This window comes from Psychrobacillus sp. FSL K6-2843 (assembly GCF_038626375.1).
Taxonomy (GTDB): Bacteria; Bacillota; Bacilli; order Bacillales_A; family Planococcaceae; genus Psychrobacillus; species Psychrobacillus faecigallinarum.
The window spans coordinates 2,899,649-2,921,157 of the sequence record NZ_CP152021.1; the positions used below are offsets into that span (position 1 = coordinate 2,899,649).

Below are 21,509 nucleotides of genomic sequence, written 5' to 3' on the forward strand. Positions count from 1 at the left end.
AGTTGATATATAGTTCTATTCTATAGTACCATAATTCATAGGTAAGGAAGGAGTGTCAAGGGTGGAACGATTTTTCTTGTATGATGACGTCGAAGATACAAAAACAAGATTCGTTGGATTTACTGGAGAAAGCCAGCGATATGATTTAGCAATTGTCCAGAGTTCTCGATTTTTCGGTAAGGTACTTGTGATGGACATTCAATACAATCGATCAGCTATTATTGGGTCGGATGATGTGGAAGAACCTGGCTACTTAGAGCATGTTTTTAATAGATCTGAAGCTGAAGCAACGGAGCTAAGAGATTATCTAAGAGAATTACTGAGCTAAAGTGGAATATTGTATAGATTTTTATAAAAAGAAAAACCTTGAGCAGATCATAATTGATCTTGCTCAAGGTTTTCTTTCTTATCTTTTACTAGTTCGAGTGGGACCGTTTTTGGTGCTACCCCTGTTTTTTTAACAATAAAGTAAGCACACCCAAAGTTACAATACTCGTATAAGTAATCCTTCATAGTGCTAATTTTCGTATCAAATGTTGCTTTATGATTTCGATCCTCGAAAAAGCCCTTTAGACGAAGCTGACCGTAGCCCCAGTCGCCCATTATATAATCATACTTCGTTAAAATCTCACTATAACGCTCTATAAATGCTTCTTCTTTAAAAGCCTCTCGAAAATCCTCAATCACTTCATAAGTGAAACCTTCAGCAATAATCATTCGCTCACCATCCATTAGCTATTTTGAATAGCTAGTAATTCCTCACCTTGCAGTTGTCGTTGCTTCGCTGCTGCATTTACCTGTTCATCCGCATGATAACTACTTCTAACTAGTGGTCCTGCCTCACAATGAGAGAAGCCCTTGCTCATGGCAATTTTACGTAATTCTCCAAACTCAGCTGGTGAATAATATTTTTGTACTTTAAGATGTTTTTTTGTTGGTTGTAAGTATTGGCCAATAGTCATGATATCTACATCGTGAGCACGTAAATCATCCATAACCTCTATAATTTCTTCAAATGTTTCCCCTAGACCTAGCATTAACGAAGACTTCGTAGGAATAGTCGGTTGCATTTCCTTAGCACGTTTTAATAACTCTAAAGATCGGTCATATTGAGCACGCGCTCTAACTCTTGGAGTTAAACGTCGTACTGTTTCAATATTATGATTTAGAATATCCGGCTTAGCATCCATTATATTACGAATGTTTTGCTCAATACCACCCATATCTGAAGGCAATACTTCAATAGTTGTAAAAGGATTTTTTCGACGAATTGCTCGAATTGTCTCTGCAAAGACCTCCGAACCACCATCCTTTAAATCATCACGGGCTACCGCTGTTACAACTACGTGTTTTAGATTCATAATGACAACTGAATCTGCTACTCGCTCTGGTTCTGCTAAGTCTAACTCGTTAGGAAGACCTGTCTTTACAGCACAAAAACGACAAGCTCTTGTACACACAGCTCCTAAAATCATGAATGTCGCAGTACGTCGCGATCCCCAGCATTCATGAATGTTTGGACATCTTGCTTCTTCACAAACTGTATTTAAATTATTTTCACGCATTAATTTTTTTAAGCCTTTATAATCCTCATTGGTATTTAACTTTATTTTTAGCCAGTCAGGCTTGCGTTCATGCTGTTCTTTTGGTGGTTTACACGCTGTCACGATTCCATACCCCATTCCCATTAATCTGACTTTACTGATGTCAATGTACCATATTATTAGAATTCAAACAACCTTCTAAAATCAACGGGCAGAACTATTGAACCACTCTTTTGCTTCTAATCGACCAAAAGGCAAACAACAAAACAATTATAATTATAACTGTTATTAACCCTATCAAGACAGAGCTTGTTAAGCCTAGTACCAAGTAACCTACTGCTGCAATAATTGCGCTAATAATAGCATAGGGCAGCTGAGTCATTACGTGGTCAATTACATTAACACCTGCTCCTGTGGCAGACATAATAGTCGTATCGGAGATTGGTGAGCAATGGTCTCCAAAAACTGCTCCTGCTAAAACAGCAGCTAAGACTGGAAGCAATAATTGAGGCTCAATCGCCATGATGATACTCGCTCCAATAGGAAGTAAGATACCAAAAGAACCCCAAGATGATCCAGTTGCAAAAGCCATAAATGCTGTTAACACAAACATTAATACAGGTATCACACCTACTGGTACATTGTTTTCCGTAACTAAAGTAGCTAAAAATGCTCCAGTTTCTAAAGCTGTGATTAAATAAGACAACGACCAAGCAAACACTAATATCAAAATAGCTGGAAGCATAGATTTAACACCTGTGCATATGGCTTTCCACACGTAAGTCATGTTTGCCTCTGGGTTCGTTTTAAATTGACGCATATATAAAATCATTGCGATTATACTAGCTGTCAGTCCCCCTATAAATAACGAAAGAGGTACATCTGTATGTTCAAAGATTATAAAGATGTCTAAAACTTTTCCTGAAAGGCTATAACCCGTCCAAAACATACTTCCTAAAGTGACAACCACTAAAGAAATAATAGGAAGTAATAAATCAATCACCTTACCATAATTATTTTCCGGGAAATCACCCTCTAAATCTCCAGGATTTGTTTTCTCCGGGTCAAAAAGTACGCCTGTATCCATCGCTCGTCTTTCATGCTTTTTCATCTCAAACAAATCAAAGTCAGTCCAAGCTGTGAAAAAGACCAATGCTAATGTTGCAATTACATAGAAGTTCATCGGTGCCATTAACACAAATGCCTCCAGCGGTGTATAATCAGTCACCGCATGTGTAGCAAAAATTACACCAAGCTGACTGATTAGGAAAGCTCCCCAACTAGAGACTGGAGACACTACACAAACTGGTGCAGAGGTGGAATCGATAAAATAAGCAAGCTTTGCACGAGAAACTTTATGAGAGTCTGTAATAGGTCTTGCGATTTGCCCAACTGCTAATGCATTAAAATAATCATCCACAAAAATGATAATCCCCAAAAAAGCAGTTAAAAGTTTAGATCCTCTTTTTGTTTTGATTCTTTTGATAGCCCAAGCAGCAAATGCTGTGCTACCACCGGAAAGACTAACGAAAGCTGTTACTACTCCTAATAATAATATAAAAGCTAAAATATATATGTTATATACGTTTAACCCACCATCCCAAAAGGAAACTTTAAATGAGTCCCATAACAAAAGAAAAGATTGTACTGGGTTAAAATTCTCCACAAGTAATGCGGCGGAAAGAATCCCCGCTCCCAATGAAAGTAAAACCCTTTTAGTCACTAAAACCATAATAATTGCCAATAACGGTGGCACTAACGAAAAAATAGTATTTTCCAAAACTGTTCCTCCTTAAAAATCGAAAAGCCAACCTATAAATATATATAGGTTGGCTTGATTATGAAATATAAGCTAAATACTTACTTCATTTGTAGCTCCCCATCTATACTGGCGTATAAATGACAGTGTTATTTTTGTTCAAAATAACCCCAACTAAATATCTTATGACTATCAATACTTAGCTTCGGCAAAGCTTCCTTTCATCTACGATCAACGGTGTCAACCTCCTGTAAATTACTCTTAAGCCTCGCAGCCTCTACCTATTCATTATTCATTTCTTTCTATTCTAACAGGGTTTTATAAAAAACGCCTTTTTTTTAATCTTTCGGCAATGGTATTGGCACCTCTACTGATGGAGCAGCAGACCCATCTCCTCCGGTGTAAATATGAGGCACCTGACCCTGTACTAAGCCCATTGCAACAGGGATATTTTGTTCAACTACACTCATCTTACTTGCCAGCGGTACAATGATTTGTACATTTACTTTAATATGAATACTAATTTCTACATAAGCATTATTTATTCCAAACTCTGTTATGGTAGGCACTACATTGGACTGAACATTACCTATTACATGGAAACGAATTGGAATTTTCGGCCCTAAGTTTCCGATTAGAGGTATATTTGTAGCCTGCCCCATCGGCACAAAGAATACTACCCCACCTTGATCTTCCATCGTATGCTTATCATATTCAATATCATCCAAGTAGGGAAGGCTAGAAAGATTACCTTTTTCTGCCTGCTCCAAATGAGATTGCACTAAACTATTTGTATCAGAAAGTACTCGGTTGATAATCTCCGTATTAAACTTAGTCGTCACCATATTTTTACTATCTGAAGGAACTTCTTCAATAATATCGTTTACGTCTAATACATTTGCCGTACGTGAATTAATCGCTTTACTAATTACCATAGAGGCAATCTTATTAGTTTGTACTTCTGCATAATCTAAATAAGTTGGAGTCAGTTGGGCATTTATGTAATAAAACACCCAAGCTACCGACAATAGAAAGCATGTCAAAAAGATAGCTAATTTACGTTGAGTGCTAAAAAATATAAAACGTTTCTTCTTTTTTCGATAAAACAACGAAAAAACCTCCTCATTACTTTTATGTAACAAGAAGGTCTTTTATGCCCTGCACTTATGCTCTTCCTTTATTCCGTACCATTTCACAACGTCTCGAATTGTTTCTGGCATAATATATTGTTTTTTTGCTGTTTTAAAGGAAGGAAAGAAATATCCAAATGTGAACATATCCAAAGTTGCCAGCCGGTAGGTGTCCTGAATAATTAACGGACTTCCCTGTATTAAGATAACACCATCTTCTCTTTCAACTATTTGTTCAAATAATACATTACCTAAGAATTTACCACGAAAGCCTAATCCTTTTACCTCGAGGTGAGGCCATTTATCATTTTTTGATTGCTCAATGATCTCTAGTAAATCTGCTCCACTTAATGTAATGATACAAGGATTAATAGGATGAGGAAGACATTGATGTAAGTCTCCTGCAGTTACAGGTCCCTCCGGTAAATCTTTTAAAAATATACCCGCTGGGAACATTGCACAATCAGCACCTGTATATTCGAGCAACCCTTTCCCAAAAAATTTAGCGAGCTCAGATTCATGAAACCATTCTTTTTCAAGCTTTACTGGATTATTAAATACAGTATGAGAAAGCTGGACTTTTCCTTCATACTCCCAACGCATTTGGAGTTGGCTTGCATATTCAGGTACGGGTAGCTCGTCGGTCGGATATACCTTAGCCTCTTTAGAAACAATCTTCTTGCTAATATGATCAAACTCTAATATTACACGTCCAATATACATACCAAATTTGCCTGTAGCAGCCTGCAAAGTGTTCCCTAACCATTTCCCCTCCTCGAACAAATGATGGGTGTGAGCGCCTAAAATAAGATCCAATGAGGGTATTTGTTCAATCAGAATTTCATCCTGTGATTTTCCCAAATGTGACATACATATTAGAATATCTACTTGTGAGGAAATTTCCTTACACACATTTTTTAATCGTGGTATAGGGTCCTGTACATGCCAACCAAGTTTTTCATAGTAAACGCCATAATCTGCAGTGGCAGCAACAATTCCAATTTTAATGCCAGAGGGGGTTTGATGAATTTTGTAAGGCTTTACCCAATTAGGAATCTCTCCATCCAAGTTAGTAAAATTTGAAACAATTACTTCAAAATTTGCTTCTGTATATAAAGAGTCTAATTCCTCATGACTAAGCGTTATCCCTTCGTTATTACCAATTGTCACATAGTCATACTTTGCCTCGTTTAAAAGCTTTACATTGCCCTTCCCCAGAGTTCCTTCTGTATAAATATTGGAGCGATCCACGTGATCCCCGATATCTAAAATAAGATAGGAATCCTTCTTTTCATGCATCTTTCTTTTATTTGAAAGAAAGTGATGGATTGAAGGCCAATTTTCCAAATGACTGTGCAAGTCATTTGTATGATAAATATAAATCGTCTCTTTCACCCTCTCCACCTCTTTCATATGTTTTAACCATTTTATAATTTTCTTTTAAAATAGCCCATCAATAATGGAGCGGATTCCAAGTAACAGTAACACTATCCGTAAGGCAGTTACTAGTGTTTCCGAGTTCAACTTTTTGTTCAGCTTTGCACCGATCTTAGCACCAATATATGCAGCAGGGATAACGGGTATGGTATATAGCCATGGAACATTTCCTAATGATATATGGGTTGCCGAATTGACAATAGACGATAAAAACACCATAAACATGGAAGTACCCACTGCAACATGTGGAGGAAAAAGAAATAACAAAATCATAGCAGGTACAATCATCGATCCTCCACCGATTCCAAATAACCCTGAGGCAAAGCCAATTACAAACGTTAAGGAAACGGCAAACCAAATCGGAAAACCATATACATATGTATTTTCTCCATCCTCAAACGTCCGCTGCTTACCGTGATTAACAAACCATTGAACTGGCTTCAAATACTTACGAACAAGCAATAGAATAGATAGGACAACGAGTAATATACCAAAGTATAGGTTAAATGATGGGAGGTCTAATCCTTTATTAACCCAAGCACCTAAAATAGTACCCGGAATACTGCCAATAAAAAATATAAATCCACTTCTAAAATCTACTGTTTTAGACTTCATATAGGATAGAGTAGAAGACAGGCCAATAAAGATCATCATGACAACCGAAAGACCCACCACACTTTGTGGTGTAATATTTGGTATCAAATCAAGCGTAGTACCAAGAAAAAGTACTGCGGGCACTAAAATAACGCCGCCTCCTAGCCCTACCAAGGCACCTATCACCCCGGAAAAAAGACCGCTAAGCACTAATAAAAACCACTCCATTTAAAATTCTCCTTCGAAAAGATTTAGTTGCTTTGGAGCAAGTCCGTCAAATTCAATATCTAACATGTGTTGAAAGGATTTAGCATTTTTAGCCGCATGACCGCCTGAATTGTTATTAAATAACACAAGCACCTCCGAAGCCTGCTTTGATAGAGTTTGACATATCTGTTGAATATATTGGAGCTCCTGTTCATTATAATCATATAAATAGCGGACCTCTCTCCACTTTTCATTGTTCCCAGGATTCTTCCATCCGTAAAAGTTTCTGCCGTGAAGACGAACCAATACTTTATCAGAAGTTGCAATCGGAACTACAGGTATACTCCCTTCCCCATTTTGCGGCTCATCACAAACGCTATGATGAAAATTATTTTCCTTCAAAAATTGGATAGTCGACTCCTTATATTCTGGAAGATACCAGGATTGATGGCGAAACTCGATTACCACCTCAAAATCCTTTAGCTCTTCCCGTATTCTCCTCATATATTGAACATTGTCCTTCTCACACTGAAACCAAGGCGGAAATTGAACAAGTACCACCGCCAGCTTCCCCGCCTCCTTCAGAGGACGAAGCATCTGTCGGTAGCTCTCAAACATTTCCTCTGACGTTTTAAAAGGGTTTTCTCCTCTGAGATGACCCGTTATTCCTTGATAGGCCTTTACGATAAATTGAAAATTATCAGGTGTCTCTCGGATCCATTTTTCTATATTCCGTTGTGGTTGAATCGCATAAAAGGACGCATCCAGCTCTACAATTGGAAAATGTGCACTATAATCTTGCAGCTTCTCCTTAGACGACGAAACGTATAAATCTGGGTGATCCCCCCAACCAGTTAAACCAATCTTAATCATCAAACCACCTCTTTATTAATACTTAGTATCATATCATTTCCCTAACCAATCAGACAAAAAAATAGACCAAACATCCACTTTTCTAACAATTATTAAATAAGTTTTGTGGGCAGCAGGTGAAGTATTTTGAAAAAAGTGTTGCATGAAGCGAGGAAGTGTTGCAGTAATCGGCCAAAGCGTTGCGAGAAAACAAAGTGTTGCGGATATCAGGGAAAGTGTTGCGCAGAGCGAGACAACTGTTGCGAGACAGCCCCCAAGTGTTGCAGTAACCAGCCAAAGCATTGCGAGAAATTAAAGTGTTGCGGATATCAGGGGGAAGTGTTGCGCAGAGCGAGACAACTGTTGCGAGACAGCCCCAAAGTGTTGCAGAATCCAGCCAAAGCATTGCGAGAAAATAAAGTGTTGCGGATATCAGGGGGGAAGTGTTGCGCAGAGCGAGACAACTGTTGCGAAACAGCCCCCAAGTGTTGCAGTAACCAGCCAAAGCATTGCGCAAAAGACTCAAAGTGTTGCGAGAATCTTACTTCTTACCGTTAGAGTTCCCTCCTGTCGCTACATATCTTTACCCTGTTACCTATTTCTTGACACTTACTTTGATGTTGTAATTTACACGCCATTGCCGGAGTTTTTACATAGACAAGATATTTTTTGAGTGGTTGTTCCTAAAGTTTAAATTTCCTTTGCAAAAACCTTTCTTGCAAATTCTAAAAAGGTCTTTTCTTCTCTTGGGAAAATTGTTAAGTCCTCGTGCCAAATTTCAACAATTAACCAATTCTCAGTAGGCAAAAATCCAATCGCATCACCTGAAAAGTTACCTCCGAATAATAAAACCTTGTTTATTTCAGGATTATTGGCTACATCATATATTTCTTCCGCTTCAATTAATCCACCATAGAACATAAAATAACCATCAGCTACAGATCCAAACCCTACTTCCATTAAAAAATCTCTATAATCCTGCGGTATATCACCATATATTAAATTCTCGTCTACTTTAGATTTTGATAACTTCCTAAATCCTTGATTAATAGACGATTGAGTTATTTCTTTGAGAATTTTACTGAAGTCCTCCACTTTTTATTCTTCCTCCTATTAATAATTTACCTTAGAAAATATGTAAAATATCTAAATGCGTCTTTGAATTTGTCTGTCTAAAAGTTTATATACACCTGGATAACTTTCATTTGTAATAATATTTACCGTCTCATTGTGTTCCAATTCTCCTACTTCAAGTAAATGTGATAATGTCTGTGCCAAACATTTTTTGGCATCAAAGTTTTTCGGCATTCTCCAATATGGATTTTCTAATAGTTTTTTATAACGTTCTTTATGCTGACATCTTAAAAGCAACTTATACAAATTTTCATAATTTCGATCACTGATAAACCTTTGAATTATAACTTCATACATTTTCAGCTCACCTATTTTTATCAGAAGTTTTATCGCAAGTGCTAAACAAGTTTCTTCATTAAATTTAGTTGGCTTAATGATTTTTTTCACCTCATCTTTTTTAATCTGCGTTTTATTAATTTCTTATTCTCTCTTTGTAATAACGTCAATTTGTTTCTCACTTTTATATTCAACTTTTAAGAGTACGAGTCGCCGACTGTTGTTCCAATCAACAAAGATTTAACTTGCCTAAATATATTATATATTTAATTCCATAATTATACAATTTAATGAAATATAATTAACCTCTTTAAGGTAGCTATAATATTTCCCCATTTTAAATAAAAAAAAGAAGACGAACTTAAAAGTTCGCCTCCTACACTTTAGGAAAATTCACATCGATCCAATATTGGTTCGATTAATTTTCATTATACATTTATTATTGAATCAAAGTTAATAAAATATTAACCGATAGATCCTTCCATTTCGAACTTGATGAGACGGTTCATTTCTACCGCATATTCCATTGGAAGTTCTTTTGTGAATGGCTCGATGAAGCCCATTACGATCATTTCAGTTGCTTCTTCCTCGCTTAGTCCACGACTCATCAAGTAGAATAACTGTTCCTCTGATACTTTAGAAACTTTCGCTTCATGCTCTAGAGAAATGTTATCGTTCAAGATTTCGTTGTATGGGATTGTATCAGAAGTAGACTGATTATCCATGATTAATGTATCACATTCGATATTAGCACGAGCTCCAGTAGCTTTACGTCCAAAATGAACGATACCACGGTATGTTACTTTACCACCTTGTTTAGAAATAGATTTCGAAACAATCGTAGAAGAAGTATTTGGAGCTAAATGCATCATTTTAGCACCAGCATCTTGGTGTTGACCTTTACCAGCGATAGCGATAGAAAGAGTCATACCACGTGCACCCTCACCTTTAAGGATAACAGCTGGATATTTCATAGTAAGCTTAGAACCGATGTTACCATCAATCCATTCCATCGTTGCGTTAGCATCACAAACAGCACGTTTTGTAACTAAGTTATACACGTTGTTTGCCCAGTTTTGGATTGTTGTGTAACGGCAATAAGCGTCTTTTTTGATGATGATTTCAACTACCGCACTGTGAAGTGAGTTAGTTGTGTAAACAGGAGCTGTACATCCTTCAACATAATGTACAGAAGCGCCTTCATCTACAATGATAAGCGTACGTTCGAATTGCCCCATGTTTTCTGAGTTAATACGGAAGTATGCTTGAAGTGGAGTATCCACTTTTACACCTGGTGGTACATAGATAAATGATCCGCCTGACCAAACTGCTGAGTTAAGAGCAGAGAATTTGTTGTCAGAAGAAGGGATTACTGTACCCCAGTGTTTTTTGAAGATGTCTTCATTTTCACGAAGTGCAGAGTCTGTATCTTTAAATACAATTCCCATATCTTCAAGTTCTTGCTTCATGTTGTGGTAAACAACCTCAGATTCATACTGTGCAGAAACACCTGCAAGGTATTTTTGTTCTGCTTCAGGAATACCTAATTTATCAAAAGTAGCTTTAATTTCTTCAGGTACTTCATCCCATGATTTTTCCGTTTGTTCTGATGGTTTTACATAATAAGTGATTTCATCGAAATTTAATGAACCTAGATCTCCACCCCATTGTGGCATTGGTTTAGAGTAGAAAATTTCTAATGCTTTTAAGCGATAGTCTAACATCCATTGTGGTTCATTTTTCATACGGGAAATTTCTTCAACGATTTCTTTCGTTAAACCACGTTTTGAACGGAAAATGGATACGTCTTTATCGTGGAAGCCATATTTGTAATCACCAATTTCAGGCATTTTTTTTGCCATCGTATTTCCTCCGTTCTATTATTATTTCTTTTCTTCTGAAACGCCTTTTTCCATTGCTTTCCATGCAAGAGTTGCACATTTGATACGTGCTGGGAATTTGGATACGCCATTTAATGCCTCGATATCTCCAAGGTCAATAGAGTCGTCATATTCTTTTCCAAGCATCATATCCGAAAAGATATGGGAAAGCTGTAGCGCCTCATCTATATTTCTTCCTTTGATCGCTTGCGTCATCATGGATGCAGAAGACATAGAGATGGAACATCCTTCTCCATCAAATTTTGCATCTTGTACAACGCCGCCTTCCACTTGAATAGTCAAGTGAATGCGATCTCCGCAGGTCGGGTTATTCATATCTATTGTCAACGCGCCATCCTCAATACTACCTTTATTGCGAGGATTTTTGTAATGGTCCATAATGACCTGACGATATAATTGGTCTAAATTAGAAGACATCTCCAAAATACTCCTTAGCAGTGCGTAGGCCGGCAACGAGAAGATCTACATCTTCTTCAGAGTTATAAACGTAGAAGCTTGCTCTAGCAGTTGCAGTAGCTTTTAACCACTTCATAAGTGGCTGCGCACAGTGATGTCCTGCACGAATAGCAATACCATTCATATCTAGGACTGTTGCGACATCGTGAGGATGTACTTCATCTAAATTAAATGTTACAATTCCAGCTCGTTTCGACGGATCTTGTGGTCCGTAAATAGTTAAGCCTTCAATTGTTGACATTTTGTCCATGGCATAAGCCGCAAGCTCATGCTCATGTTTTTCAATCTTTGATAAACCGATTTCTTCTAGGAAATCAATTGCAGCAGCTAAACCGATTGCTCCAGCAATGATTGGAGTACCACCTTCAAACTTCCAAGGTAGCTCCTTCCATGTTGACTCTTGCAAGCCGACAAAATCGATCATTTCTCCACCGAACTCAATCGGCTCCATTGCATCAAGTAGTGCCTCTTTTCCATAAAGAACCCCGATACCGGTTGGACCACACATTTTGTGTCCAGAGAATGCTAGGAAATCACAATCTAAATCTTGCACATCGAGCTTTAAGTGAGGAGCAGCCTGTGCACCATCCACTACCATAACAGCTCCATGTTCATGTGCAATTTTTGTAATTTCTTTAATAGGATTCATCGTGCCTAATACATTTGATACGTACACGACAGATACTATTTTAGTTTTCTCTGTAATTGTTTCACGGACTTTTTCCAAAGATAGTGTACCATCTTCTTCTAAGTCAATATATTTAAGCGTAGCTCCAGTTTCCTTCGCTAATTGCTGCCAAGGAATAATATTGGAATGATGCTCCATATACGTGATTACAATTTCATCGCCTTCTTTTACGTTTGCAAGGCCATAGCTTTTTGCAACGGTATTAATACCAGTTGTTGTTCCACGAGTGAAAATTATTTCCTTAGTAGATTTCGCATTGATAAACTCACGAACCTTTTCGCGTGCACCTTCATAACTTTCCGTTGCACGGTTACCAAGTGTATGAACACCACGGTGAACGTTTGAATTATCAAATTCGTAGTACTTTTTAATAGCCTCAATTACTTGAATTGGCTTCTGAGAAGTAGCACCGCTATCTAAATATACAAGTGGATGACCATTAACTTCTTGGTTAAGAATTGGAAAATAGCTTCGAATCTCTTTTGTATTGAGCATTAGCGAACTTTCCTTTCAATTACCTCCGTCAGCTGTTTCTTCACGCCTTCGATTGGTAGTTCATTTACTACAGGTGCAAGGAATCCATGAATTACAAGACGCTCTGCATTTTGTTTAGAAATACCACGACTCATCAAGTAGTACAGCTGAAGTGGATCAACGCGTCCAACAGATGCTGCATGACCTGCTGTTACATCGTCCTCGTCGATCAATAAAATCGGGTTAGCATCTCCGCGAGCTTTTTCACTTAACATTAGAACACGAGATTCTTGTTCAGCGTTTGCTTTTGTAGCACCGAATTCGATTTTACCGATACCGTTGAAAATAGAAGAAGCAGCATCTTTCATAACACCATGCTTAAGAATCTGTCCTTCTGTATGTTTACCCCAGTGAATAACTTTTGTTGTAAAGTTTTGTTTTTGATTTCCGCGACCTACGACAACCATTTTCACATGACCTTCTGAGTTATCCCCAACTAAGTGAGTGACATTTTCAGAAATAGTATCACTGTCATTCATCATTCCAAGTGCCCATTCGATTACAGCATCACGACTAGTTACACCACGACGGTTTACATAAGTAGTAAATCCTTCTGCAAGAACGTCCACTGTTCCAAAAGTAACTTTCGCATTATCCTTCACAATTACTTCTGAAATAATGTTTGCTAGACCGTTAGTTTTTTCAACTGTAGACAAATAATTTTCCACATAAGTTACTGAACTGTTTTCATCCGCCACAAGCAATGTGTGATTGAATAAAGAAGCAGTTTCGTTATCATGTAAGTAAATTACTTGAACAGGTTCTTCAATTACTACATTTTTCGGTACGTATACAAATACCCCACCGTTTAATAATGCAGCATGAAGGGCAGTTAATTTGTGTTCATTAACTTTGACTCCATCAGTCATGAAATATTTTTGTACTAGCTCGCTATGTTCACGCGCAGCAGTATAAATATCTGTAATGATAACACCTTGAGCTTTTAAATTATCCGTAACTGATAAGTAAGCTGGTGTGTTGTTATGTTGAATATATATATTTTTTTGCTCGTCTGCATGAACAAGTGCTTGCACCTCTTCAGGAAGTTCATCCAATGAAGAAAATGTAGTGCTTTCTACAGTATGAGCAGGAAATTCAGTGAAATTCCAATTTGTAATTTTTGTTTTATCTGGTGTTGGCATTGGAAGTGTTTCCACTTGACCTAAAGCAGAAAGACGAAGTTCCGTCATCCAGCTTGGTTCTTGGTGACCTTCTGAAAAGGAGCGAATATCCTGTTCGGTTAATGCCAATTTCGTTTCAACCGTCATGTCATGCGTCCCCTTTCTTATGCTTCTTGTCCAACTGTCTCGTCTTCGATTCCTAATTCTTCTTTAATCCAGTCATAACCTTGAGCTTCTAATTTTTGAGCTAGCTCAGGGCCACCAGATTTAACAACGCGACCTTGCATCATAACATGTACATGGTCTGGAGTGATGTAGTTAAGTAAACGTTGGTAGTGAGTGATGATTAAGCTACCAAATCCTTCTCCACGCATTTCATTGATACCTTTAGATACAACTTTAAGTGCATCGATATCTAAACCTGAGTCAATTTCATCTAAAATAGCAAATTTAGGTTTAAGCATCATTAACTGAAGAATTTCGTTACGTTTTTTCTCTCCACCTGAGAATCCTTCATTTAAATAGCGTTGAGCCATGTCAACGTCCATTTCTAAGAATTCCATTTTGCTGTCTAATTCGCGGATGAATTTCATAAGTGAAATTTCATCACCTTCTTCACGGCGAGAGTTGATTGCCGAACGTAAGAAGTCTGCGTTAGTTACTCCAGTGATCTCACTTGGATATTGCATTGCAAGGAACAAACCAGCTTGTGCGCGCTCATCCACTTCCATTTCCAATACATCTTCACCATCTAGTTCTACAGAACCAGAAGTAACTTCATATTTAGGATGACCCATGATAGCTGAAGCCAAAGTAGACTTACCAGTACCGTTTGGACCCATGATAGCGTGAATTTCATTTGTGTTAAGTGACAAATTAACACCTTTTAAAATCTCTTTACCGTCGATAGCAACGTGTAAATCCTTAATAACTAAAGTCGACATTTAATAACCTCCATTAAGTAACTATGAATGTGTAACCATTCTAATTTATTATCATTCTAATCTTAACCCAAACTGAAGTCCCTTGCAAATCTTTTGAAACACTTTCTCATTGATAATATATAACATTTTTAATAGAAGAAATAGGTTGATATTTATGGTACTTTATGATGCTATCATTTTCAATAAGAACCATCTAATTGAGAATGCATATCACTACCAGCATAGTGTTAACTTAAAAAGGCAGAAAATAAATACCGTTTCCTTCATTCTTTTATCCTAGAAATAAAAAATCCACACAGATTAATCTGCATGGATTTTGTCTTATATTTAAATTAACCTCGGAAAGCACGAGCATCGAGCTTAGCAGCAAGCTGCATACTTTTTTCGTGATCGGCTTGACGACGTTTTTCAACTTTCGCTCTCAATCTTTGACTATTTCGTAATTCATCGTAGCCGAAACCATGTACTCCTCTAAACGCGTGGTCCATTTGTTCTGTATACGGCAACTCTTCCGAACTGATAATAAATCATTCCTTTCAATTTTTATGGTTTCTATACTACACTACATACCACCTCATGTTAAGTTCAAACATCCTTTTTATTCTGATAATTGTCTACGATAAAAAAGGAATTGCTACATATGTCACATATATATGTTTCTTCCTATTGCTTTACGTAATCCTGTTATTTATTGACTTGTCTGCCACTTCAAATCCTAATCCCATGCACATGAGGGCGAATACCATTTAACCTGAAACACTCTAGAATATTTTGTGCATTTTAAAAAGCGAATTATAGTCGAAAATAAAAACGGGTGAAACGAATCATTTTTAAAAAGTTTTTATATACGAGTTAATTTCATGATTAAACCTTTACCAATTAAACATTGTGGCAGAGGGCTGACGATGAAGTCTTTTCGCTACTCCTCTGAAAGTGTCATCCTATAGAGGAAATGAAGTGATAAAAAAATTGTTTGTATTTTTTCATATAAACAAGAATTATGGAATTGATTTATACATTAAGTTTTCCACTTATATTTTGTAGATTTATTGTTTCCTATTTTAATTAGGTTTGCTTTCCTCAATAATCTATTTGCTTCATATCGAGTTCTTAATTGTAAAAACTCTCTGCATGTTTTGTTTGTAATGAAGTCGTCATACAATAAAAAATATTGTTGTAGTGATTTTTGTAAAGCATATTTGTCTACATACTGGCAGCCTGCACAATACCAGAAATTCTTCACTTTATTCATCCCAACTTGTCCGCATTTTTCACATGCGACTCCCAGGATTAAATCACTTGGTTCTATATAGTAATGTTTAGTTAAAGGGAAAAAATCATATGAAGAATTATATTTTAGGATCAGATTCTTTATCTGGCTGAGCTTAGAATTGGTTACAGTCAAGGGTTTATTTTGGAGTTTTCGAAGGAACGAATATAGATCTTTCTTATAAAGGATTGTTGTCTCGTTTGTGGTGGTTTTTACATAGCTATTCTTAGAAGCAAAAATAATTGCTCCGAATACTGGAATTGAGAGGTTATGCTGGAACAAGAAATTAGATAGTAAATAGATGTACTCATTTAACTGGTTAACGGGACAAGGATATTTTTTTATCTCTCCATTATCCTTAGTTTGTACTAATTGAGAAGGATTTACCTGAAATTCAAGCTCTCCTATAATATTTTTTACTTCTAACACAATTGCACCAAATGGAGTTAATAAAATATAATCAATTTCAAATAACTTTTCTGTACGAATCATTATTTTATGAAACAAATAATAATTGTAAGGTAAATGCATCCTCTCTAATTCTCTATAAACCATTTCCTCTCCATAATCTCCTGCCATCGTTGTTTGAATTTCCATGCCGAGTTTTGAGTAAAGCGGGTGCTTCATAGGCAGCCTGTTTAATAATAATTTCATTGCTTTCAGTTGTTGCGATTCAGTATATTTTTTTATAATCAATAGTCATCACCTCCCTATCAGATTAGCAAAATGAATAGAATAAAGATACCCTTATTTTGGAATTTCAGATTAGTAGATGTAGTTTCTGAGTTAGGAGCGCTTTTCTTTGAATTAGGAGACAGTTTTCCCCGTTTAGGAGCGGTTTCCACCTTTTTAGGAGACACATCCACCAATTTAGGGGCGACACTCTCAGTTAGGGGCGCTTTTCTCTGATTTAGGAGACAGTTTCTCTCGTTTAGGAGCGGTTTCCACCTTCTTAGGAGACATTTCCAACAATTTAGGGGCGACACTCTTAGTTAGGGGCACTTTTCTTTGATTTAGGAGACACTTTCTCCTGTTTAGGAGCGGTTTCCACCTTCTTAGGAGACATTTCCAACAATTTAGGGGCGACACTCTTAGTTAGGGGCACTTTTCTTTGATTTAGGAGACAGTTTCTCCCGTTTAGGAGCGGTTTCCACCTTTTTAGGAGACACTTCCCAACCAGTTAAGGACAATGACTCCGCTCAATCACAAAAAAAAGCAAGCACACAAGGTGCCTGCTCCTTATCTTATTATTTTACTGGAACAACTGAACCTTTCCATTCTTCCAATATAAAGTCTTGAATTTCTTCTGATTGTAATGCTTCTACTAGTGCTTTGATGCGCTTGTCGTCCTCGTTACCAGCTTTTACAGCAATTAGGTTAACATACGGAGATTCTGAGTCTTCAATAGCGATTGCATCTTCTAATGGATTTAGGCCAGCGTCGATTGCATAATTGGAGTTGATCAATAATGCATCACCCTCTTCATTTTCATATAACTGAACCATTAGGGCCGCTTCGTAGTTAGGATCAAATTCTAGGTTTTTAGGATTATCTACGATGTCTCCAATTTCGGCAGTTGTTTTATCTATTCCCTCTGCCAGGGTAATTAGACCTTCTGCTTCTAGCATCGCTAACACGCGTCCATGGTCAGCTACAGAGTTACTCATTAGAATAGTTGCGCCCTCAGGAAGTTCGTCAATAGAAGCGTATTTTTTAGAGTAAAGACCAATTGGCTCAATATGGATTCCGCCAGCATTTGCGAAATCATAATCGAAATCTTTCATTTGAGATTCTAAGTATGGAGCATGTTGAAAATAATTGGCATCTAGATCTCCAGAATCTAGGTCTTTATTTGGTAGTACATAGTCTTGATAAGTTTCAATTTGAAGCTCAATACCTTGTTCTTCTAAGATAGGTTTTACCTGTTCTAAAATTTCTGCGTGCGGTACGTTGGATGCACCAACAACTAATTTATCGCTATCCTCGTCTCCACATGCAGCAAGCGTTAATGCACTAACAGATAATAAAACTCCAGCCAATAATTTTTTCATCCCAATCTCTCCCTTATCGTTTATCTATTTTTGTAGTAATGATGTCACCAATCCATTGGATAATGAACACGATGATTAATATTAAAATAGTAGCTACGAGTGTGACATCCCCGCGACCACGTTGGAAACCATCTAAAAAGGCTAGATTCCCTAATCCTCCCGCTCCAATGATTCCTGCCATAGCTGTATAACCAACTAGTGAAATACAAGTTACGGTTATACCAGACACTAAAGCTGGCATTGATTCAGGCAATAAAACCTTCCATATAATAGTTGTGGTTTTAGCACCCATAGATTTTGCAGCCTCTAAAACGCCTTTATCAATTTCTCGTAAAGCAATTAAAACCATGCGAGCATAAAATGGAGCAGCTCCAATCACTAATGCTGGGAAAGCAGCATTCGGACCACGCATCGAGCCCATCAACAGTGTTGTAAGTGGGATCAATAAAATAATTAATATAATAAATGGGATAGAGCGGAATATATTTACTACCGCACCCGTTAACCAATTTGCCAATTTATTCGCCCAAGCCTGATGTGGGCTTGTCAAAAATAATAAAAGTCCTAAAATTAGTCCAAAGATTGCTGTGAGTACCGTAGAAACTGCTGTCATATACAGGGTTTCTAGAGTAGCGTCCCACATTTTAGGCCAATCAACATTTGGAAATAACGATTCAATCATTGTTGATCACCTCAGTGTTTACTTTTTGCGAGTGGATAAATTGTATTGCATCCTCCACGGCTTGGTCATTTCCATCGATTTGAAGAATTAGTGTACCGAAAGCTCCACTCTTCGTATGAGAGATGTTACCTTGCACAATATTAACTTCTAAATCAAACTGTTTGATTAATCTTGAAAGAATTGGCTGCTCTGTGGTTTCACCTACAAAAACGAGCTTGACTAGCTTACCATTTGGATAAAGCTGGACTATTTTTTGAATCGTTTGCACTGGCTGGTTGGAATCAGAAATTTGAGAGACGAAACGTTTAGTAATAGCCTGTTGTGGCTTTTGGAAAACCTCTAGCACATCTCCCTCTTCTACAACTTGCCCATTTTCCATAACAGCTACTCGGTTACAAATCTTTTGAATAACTTGCATTTCGTGTGTAATCAATACAATTGTTAATCCTAGTTTTTCGTTGATGCTGACTAATAGGTCTAGTATTGAATCGGTCGTTTCAGGATCAAGAGCAGATGTTGCCTCATCACAAAGCAATACCTCTGGTCCATTAGCTAAAGCCCTAGCAATTCCTACACGCTGCTTTTGCCCACCAGATAATTGTGAAGGATAAGAATCTCCTCTGCCCTCTAGACCAACAAGGTTCAAAAGCTCCTCTACTCTGGCTTTTCTTTTGTCCTTCGGAACCCCAGCAATTTCTAGAGGAAATGCTATATTTTCAGCGACTGTTCTCGACCATAAAAGATTGAAATGCTGGAAGATCATACTTACCTTTTGTCGGAAGCCACGGAGCTTCTCCTCATTTATGGAAGTAATCTCTTGCCCATTCACAACTATTTGGCCGACAGAAGGTTTTTCTAAGCCATTCAATAAGCGGATCAATGTACTTTTACCGGCTCCGCTATAACCAATAATCCCAAATATTTCTCCACGCTGTATGTCCAGATTTACATTATCAACAGCAACGATTTCTCCTTGCTTTGTAATAAATCTTTTCGAAACTTCCTTTAAACTAATCATGTAAATCTAGCCACCTTTCCTATTAAAAAACCCCTTCTGCAAAAGAGCAGAAGGGGTGTAGGTTATCAATTTCAAATAACACTCATCCATTCTCTCATTTCTCAAAGCTATAGCTTTGCGTGACTTGGCACCATTTCACTTTCGTGACGGTTGCCGGGCTTCGTAGGGCACTTCCCTCCACCTCTCTCAATAAGAGCGACACTATTAAATTATTTTTTCAACACAACGAATGTTATCATAGGATCTGGTTTTCGTCAATAGTTTTTATTGTTTCCAATAGATAGGGTACGGATTGAAACGCATATATCTTTTTTTCTACCCTGCCATTTTTAGATATTAATAAGCAAGGTACACTTTCAATTTCTTGTTCTATTGCCAAATCGCCAAGAAAGTTAATATTTGCTTGGCCAATTGGAACAGAAACCATTTCTTTAATGACATTCATCATCTTACTTGCAATCTGACACGTACCACACATTGGGGTATAAATATAAAATAAGGAAAGTGGAGAGTTATATTTTATGCTTTCCCATTGCTCTTTAGTCCACTCATTCATTACACATCATCCTAAGGCAAAAATTCTTTTTTCACCTTAATATTAACACGTTTTAATATGGATGCCAAAACCTTAGCCGGGGTATTCGCCACTTCACCATACATAGGATTTGTATAGAGGTGAATTGCCTCAGGATATTCCTTCCTGACAACCGAGCGTATTTGTTCGCCAGATTTGTCGGCATCTAGAAAAGCATAAATCGGCAAGCCATCATAAGGGCTTAAAAGCTCCTCCAATTTTACATCGGATATCGTTCCATTTGTACAAATGATTTCTGGAGATTCATCGAGAAGGGTCAACAATTGTAGTTTATCAGACCTTCCCTCGACGAGAATTATTTTATCACTAAATACATGTGCCATTTAGCTTCTCTCCCAACTTGTTACCTTTCCTTTATTATATGAAAAAAACGCCGATTATTAACCGGCGTTTTCATTATTACTCTGCAATTAATTCTTCATACTTTTCTGGAGACAATAAGCTGTCCACTTCTGATAAATCAGAAGGCTCAACAACGATCATCCAAGCATTTTCATAAGGTGATTCATTAACGAATTCGGGGCTATCTTCTAGCTCAGCATTTACTTCCACTACTTTACCGCTAATTGGTGCATATAGTTCCGAAACTGTTTTTACTGATTCAACGCTACCAAAAGCATCTCCTGCTTTAATTTCATCTCCAACTTGTGGAAGTTCAACAAAAACGATGTCTCCTAGTTCTGATTGCGCAAAATGAGTAATACCGATGCGGACATTTCCATCCTCATTTTTAACCCATTCATGTTCAGCTGAGTACTTAAAATCTTTAGGCACGCTCATAAATAAACCCCTCTCAATTAAATATTCCATCTATTTAATATTCACATATTTCCCTAGTAAATACAAGGTACTTTAAGAGGTTTTCCACATGTCCTCAAACTGCTCTTCCTTGAAACCAAGTGTAAGCTTGTTTCCATCATAAACAAGTGGGCGTTTAATAAGCTTTCCATCCGAAGCAAGCAGCTCCAACTGTTCATCCTCCGACATAGTAGGAAGCTTGTCCTTCAGTTGCAATTCACGGTACTTCACTCCACTAGTATTAAAGAACTTTTTAAGCTCATAGTCTCCGTTAGCTACCATCTCTTTTAAAAGTTCTTTTGATGGTGGCGCATCTACAATATGGTGATTCTCGAATTGTACTTGATTGTCTCTCAACCATTTGCTAGCTTTGTTACAAGTACTACATTTAGGATAACCGTAAAATTTTATATTCATTTAAATCTCACCTTTTTCTTTTTATCATAATAATATTTTGCTGCTCATGCAAGAGGGATCAAACCAAGTTTTAAATTTCCATATTATATAGTACATTCTAT

The 21,509-nt window shown here is 37.3% G+C and carries 24 protein-coding genes and 2 riboswitches; of the genes, 1 reads left to right on the forward strand and 23 read right to left on the reverse strand.

Going from position 1 to position 21,509, the window contains the following annotated elements; all coding sequences use genetic code 11:
* Positions 1 to 61 precede the first annotated feature (61 nt).
* Positions 62 to 328, forward strand: coding sequence for a DUF3055 domain-containing protein (locus MKY94_RS14715; RefSeq protein WP_144538639.1), 267 nt, complete (start codon positions 62 to 64; stop codon positions 326 to 328).
* 47 nt (positions 329 to 375) lie between these two features.
* Here MKY94_RS14715 and MKY94_RS14720 read toward each other — a convergent pair whose 3' ends face one another.
* From MKY94_RS14720 to MKY94_RS14830, 23 genes are all read right to left on the reverse strand, one after another.
* On the reverse strand, positions 376 to 717 hold the full coding sequence (locus tag MKY94_RS14720; protein ID WP_144538640.1) for a YutD family protein: 342 nt from the start codon (positions 715 to 717) through the stop codon (positions 376 to 378).
* A gap of 14 nt (positions 718 to 731) precedes the next feature.
* Positions 732 to 1,667 carry a lipoyl synthase gene (gene lipA, locus MKY94_RS14725; RefSeq protein WP_144538641.1) on the reverse strand — a complete coding sequence of 312 codons (936 nt, stop codon included), beginning with the start codon at positions 1,665 to 1,667 and terminating at the stop codon, positions 732 to 734.
* A gap of 94 nt (positions 1,668 to 1,761) precedes the next feature.
* On the reverse strand, positions 1,762 to 3,324 hold the full coding sequence (locus MKY94_RS14730; protein WP_154310210.1) for a Na+/H+ antiporter NhaC family protein: 1,563 nt from the start codon (positions 3,322 to 3,324) through the stop codon (positions 1,762 to 1,764).
* An 84-nt stretch (positions 3,325 to 3,408) separates the two neighbouring features.
* Positions 3,409 to 3,591: riboswitch (Lysine riboswitch) on the reverse strand.
* A gap of 50 nt (positions 3,592 to 3,641) precedes the next feature.
* On the reverse strand, positions 3,642 to 4,412 hold the full coding sequence (yunB, locus tag MKY94_RS14735; RefSeq protein WP_191697678.1) for a sporulation protein YunB: 771 nt from the start codon (positions 4,410 to 4,412) through the stop codon (positions 3,642 to 3,644).
* Between the two features lie 42 nt (positions 4,413 to 4,454).
* Positions 4,455 to 5,828, reverse strand: a complete 1,374-nt coding sequence (locus tag MKY94_RS14740; RefSeq protein WP_191697679.1) for a bifunctional UDP-sugar hydrolase/5'-nucleotidase — start codon at positions 5,826 to 5,828, stop codon at positions 4,455 to 4,457.
* A gap of 45 nt (positions 5,829 to 5,873) precedes the next feature.
* Complete coding sequence (locus MKY94_RS14745; protein ID WP_151113314.1) at positions 5,874 to 6,692, reverse strand: sulfite exporter TauE/SafE family protein; 819 nt, start codon at positions 6,690 to 6,692, stop codon at positions 5,874 to 5,876.
* On the reverse strand, positions 6,693 to 7,544 hold the full coding sequence (locus MKY94_RS14750; RefSeq protein WP_342577286.1) for a DUF72 domain-containing protein: 852 nt from the start codon (positions 7,542 to 7,544) through the stop codon (positions 6,693 to 6,695).
* Between the two features lie 669 nt (positions 7,545 to 8,213).
* Positions 8,214 to 8,618 carry an SMI1/KNR4 family protein gene (locus MKY94_RS14755; protein ID WP_342577287.1) on the reverse strand — a complete coding sequence of 135 codons (405 nt, stop codon included), beginning with the start codon at positions 8,616 to 8,618 and terminating at the stop codon, positions 8,214 to 8,216.
* 51 nt (positions 8,619 to 8,669) lie between these two features.
* Positions 8,670 to 9,044, reverse strand: coding sequence for a hypothetical protein (locus MKY94_RS14760; RefSeq protein ID WP_151113308.1), 375 nt, complete (start codon positions 9,042 to 9,044; stop codon positions 8,670 to 8,672).
* 353 nt (positions 9,045 to 9,397) lie between these two features.
* Positions 9,398 to 10,795, reverse strand: a complete 1,398-nt coding sequence (gene sufB / locus MKY94_RS14765; protein ID WP_144538648.1) for a Fe-S cluster assembly protein SufB — start codon at positions 10,793 to 10,795, stop codon at positions 9,398 to 9,400.
* A gap of 21 nt (positions 10,796 to 10,816) precedes the next feature.
* Positions 10,817 to 11,251, reverse strand: a complete 435-nt coding sequence (gene sufU / locus MKY94_RS14770) for a Fe-S cluster assembly sulfur transfer protein SufU (RefSeq protein ID WP_144538649.1) — start codon at positions 11,249 to 11,251, stop codon at positions 10,817 to 10,819.
* Complete coding sequence (locus tag MKY94_RS14775; RefSeq protein ID WP_342577288.1) at positions 11,241 to 12,473, reverse strand: cysteine desulfurase; 1,233 nt, start codon at positions 12,471 to 12,473, stop codon at positions 11,241 to 11,243. Before MKY94_RS14775 ends, sufU begins: the two co-directional genes overlap by 11 nt.
* Positions 12,473 to 13,780: a Fe-S cluster assembly protein SufD gene (gene sufD, locus MKY94_RS14780; RefSeq protein ID WP_342577289.1), complete on the reverse strand. Its 1,308-nt coding sequence runs from the start codon at positions 13,778 to 13,780 to the stop codon at positions 12,473 to 12,475. Before sufD ends, MKY94_RS14775 begins: the two co-directional genes overlap by 1 nt.
* 17 nt (positions 13,781 to 13,797) lie before the next feature.
* On the reverse strand, positions 13,798 to 14,577 hold the full coding sequence (sufC, locus tag MKY94_RS14785; protein WP_144538652.1) for a Fe-S cluster assembly ATPase SufC: 780 nt from the start codon (positions 14,575 to 14,577) through the stop codon (positions 13,798 to 13,800).
* Positions 14,578 to 14,909: 332 nt separating this feature from the next.
* The gene (locus MKY94_RS14790; protein ID WP_229654033.1) at positions 14,910 to 15,065 is read right to left on the reverse strand and encodes a hypothetical protein; all 156 of its coding nucleotides are present in this window, start codon (positions 15,063 to 15,065) and stop codon (positions 14,910 to 14,912) included.
* Positions 15,066 to 15,595: 530 nt separating this feature from the next.
* The gene (locus MKY94_RS14795; RefSeq protein WP_342577290.1) at positions 15,596 to 16,543 is read right to left on the reverse strand and encodes a nuclease-related domain-containing protein; all 948 of its coding nucleotides are present in this window, start codon (positions 16,541 to 16,543) and stop codon (positions 15,596 to 15,598) included.
* 551 nt (positions 16,544 to 17,094) lie between these two features.
* A complete protein-coding gene (locus MKY94_RS14800; protein WP_151113304.1) occupies positions 17,095 to 17,898 on the reverse strand; it encodes a MetQ/NlpA family ABC transporter substrate-binding protein in 804 nt (267 codons plus the stop codon).
* A 13-nt stretch (positions 17,899 to 17,911) separates the two neighbouring features.
* Positions 17,912 to 18,580 (reverse strand): methionine ABC transporter permease, encoded by a 669-nt coding sequence (locus tag MKY94_RS14805; RefSeq protein WP_144538656.1) that lies wholly within the window; start codon positions 18,578 to 18,580, stop codon positions 17,912 to 17,914.
* Positions 18,573 to 19,598, reverse strand: a complete 1,026-nt coding sequence (locus MKY94_RS14810) for a methionine ABC transporter ATP-binding protein (RefSeq protein ID WP_342577291.1) — start codon at positions 19,596 to 19,598, stop codon at positions 18,573 to 18,575. Before MKY94_RS14810 ends, MKY94_RS14805 begins: the two co-directional genes overlap by 8 nt.
* 91 nt (positions 19,599 to 19,689) lie before the next feature.
* A riboswitch (SAM riboswitch) is annotated at positions 19,690 to 19,794 on the reverse strand.
* A gap of 39 nt (positions 19,795 to 19,833) precedes the next feature.
* Entirely contained in the window at positions 19,834 to 20,154 is a 321-nt protein-coding gene (locus MKY94_RS14815; protein ID WP_191697684.1) for a thioredoxin family protein, read from the reverse strand.
* Between the two features lie 11 nt (positions 20,155 to 20,165).
* A complete protein-coding gene (locus tag MKY94_RS14820; protein ID WP_144538659.1) occupies positions 20,166 to 20,516 on the reverse strand; it encodes a toprim domain-containing protein in 351 nt (116 codons plus the stop codon).
* 76 nt (positions 20,517 to 20,592) lie between these two features.
* A complete protein-coding gene (gcvH, locus tag MKY94_RS14825) occupies positions 20,593 to 20,973 on the reverse strand; it encodes a glycine cleavage system protein GcvH (RefSeq protein ID WP_144538660.1) in 381 nt (126 codons plus the stop codon).
* Positions 20,974 to 21,045: 72 nt separating this feature from the next.
* Complete coding sequence (locus MKY94_RS14830) at positions 21,046 to 21,408, reverse strand: arsenate reductase family protein (protein ID WP_144538661.1); 363 nt, start codon at positions 21,406 to 21,408, stop codon at positions 21,046 to 21,048.
* Positions 21,409 to 21,509: the final 101 nt, after the last annotated feature.

Bases quoted from the DNA above. Each gene is read 5' to 3' on its own strand.
- sufD (WP_342577289.1), bottom strand. From the start codon at position 13,780: ATGACGGTTGAAACGAAATTGGCATTAACCGAACAGGATATTCGCTCC.
- MKY94_RS14820 (WP_144538659.1), bottom strand. From the start codon at position 20,516: ATGGCACATGTATTTAGTGATAAAATAATTCTCGTCGAGGGAAGGTCT.
- MKY94_RS14745 (WP_151113314.1), bottom strand. From the start codon at position 6,692: ATGGAGTGGTTTTTATTAGTGCTTAGCGGTCTTTTTTCCGGGGTGATA.
- sufU (WP_144538649.1), bottom strand. From the start codon at position 11,251: ATGTCTTCTAATTTAGACCAATTATATCGTCAGGTCATTATGGACCAT.
- sufB (WP_144538648.1), bottom strand. From the start codon at position 10,795: ATGGCAAAAAAAATGCCTGAAATTGGTGATTACAAATATGGCTTCCAC.
- MKY94_RS14800 (WP_151113304.1), bottom strand. From the start codon at position 17,898: ATGAAAAAATTATTGGCTGGAGTTTTATTATCTGTTAGTGCATTAACG.
- MKY94_RS14750 (WP_342577286.1), bottom strand. From the start codon at position 7,544: ATGATTAAGATTGGTTTAACTGGTTGGGGGGATCACCCAGATTTATAC.
- MKY94_RS14815 (WP_191697684.1), bottom strand. From the start codon at position 20,154: ATGAATGAGTGGACTAAAGAGCAATGGGAAAGCATAAAATATAACTCT.
- MKY94_RS14790 (WP_229654033.1), bottom strand. From the start codon at position 15,065: ATGGACCACGCGTTTAGAGGAGTACATGGTTTCGGCTACGATGAATTA.
- MKY94_RS14720 (WP_144538640.1), bottom strand. From the start codon at position 717: ATGATTATTGCTGAAGGTTTCACTTATGAAGTGATTGAGGATTTTCGA.
- sufC (WP_144538652.1), bottom strand. From the start codon at position 14,577: ATGTCGACTTTAGTTATTAAGGATTTACACGTTGCTATCGACGGTAAA.
- MKY94_RS14810 (WP_342577291.1), bottom strand. From the start codon at position 19,598: ATGATTAGTTTAAAGGAAGTTTCGAAAAGATTTATTACAAAGCAAGGA.
- MKY94_RS14805 (WP_144538656.1), bottom strand. From the start codon at position 18,580: ATGATTGAATCGTTATTTCCAAATGTTGATTGGCCTAAAATGTGGGAC.
- MKY94_RS14775 (WP_342577288.1), bottom strand. From the start codon at position 12,473: ATGCTCAATACAAAAGAGATTCGAAGCTATTTTCCAATTCTTAACCAA.
- MKY94_RS14830 (WP_144538661.1), bottom strand. From the start codon at position 21,408: ATGAATATAAAATTTTACGGTTATCCTAAATGTAGTACTTGTAACAAA.
- gcvH (WP_144538660.1), bottom strand. From the start codon at position 20,973: ATGAGCGTGCCTAAAGATTTTAAGTACTCAGCTGAACATGAATGGGTT.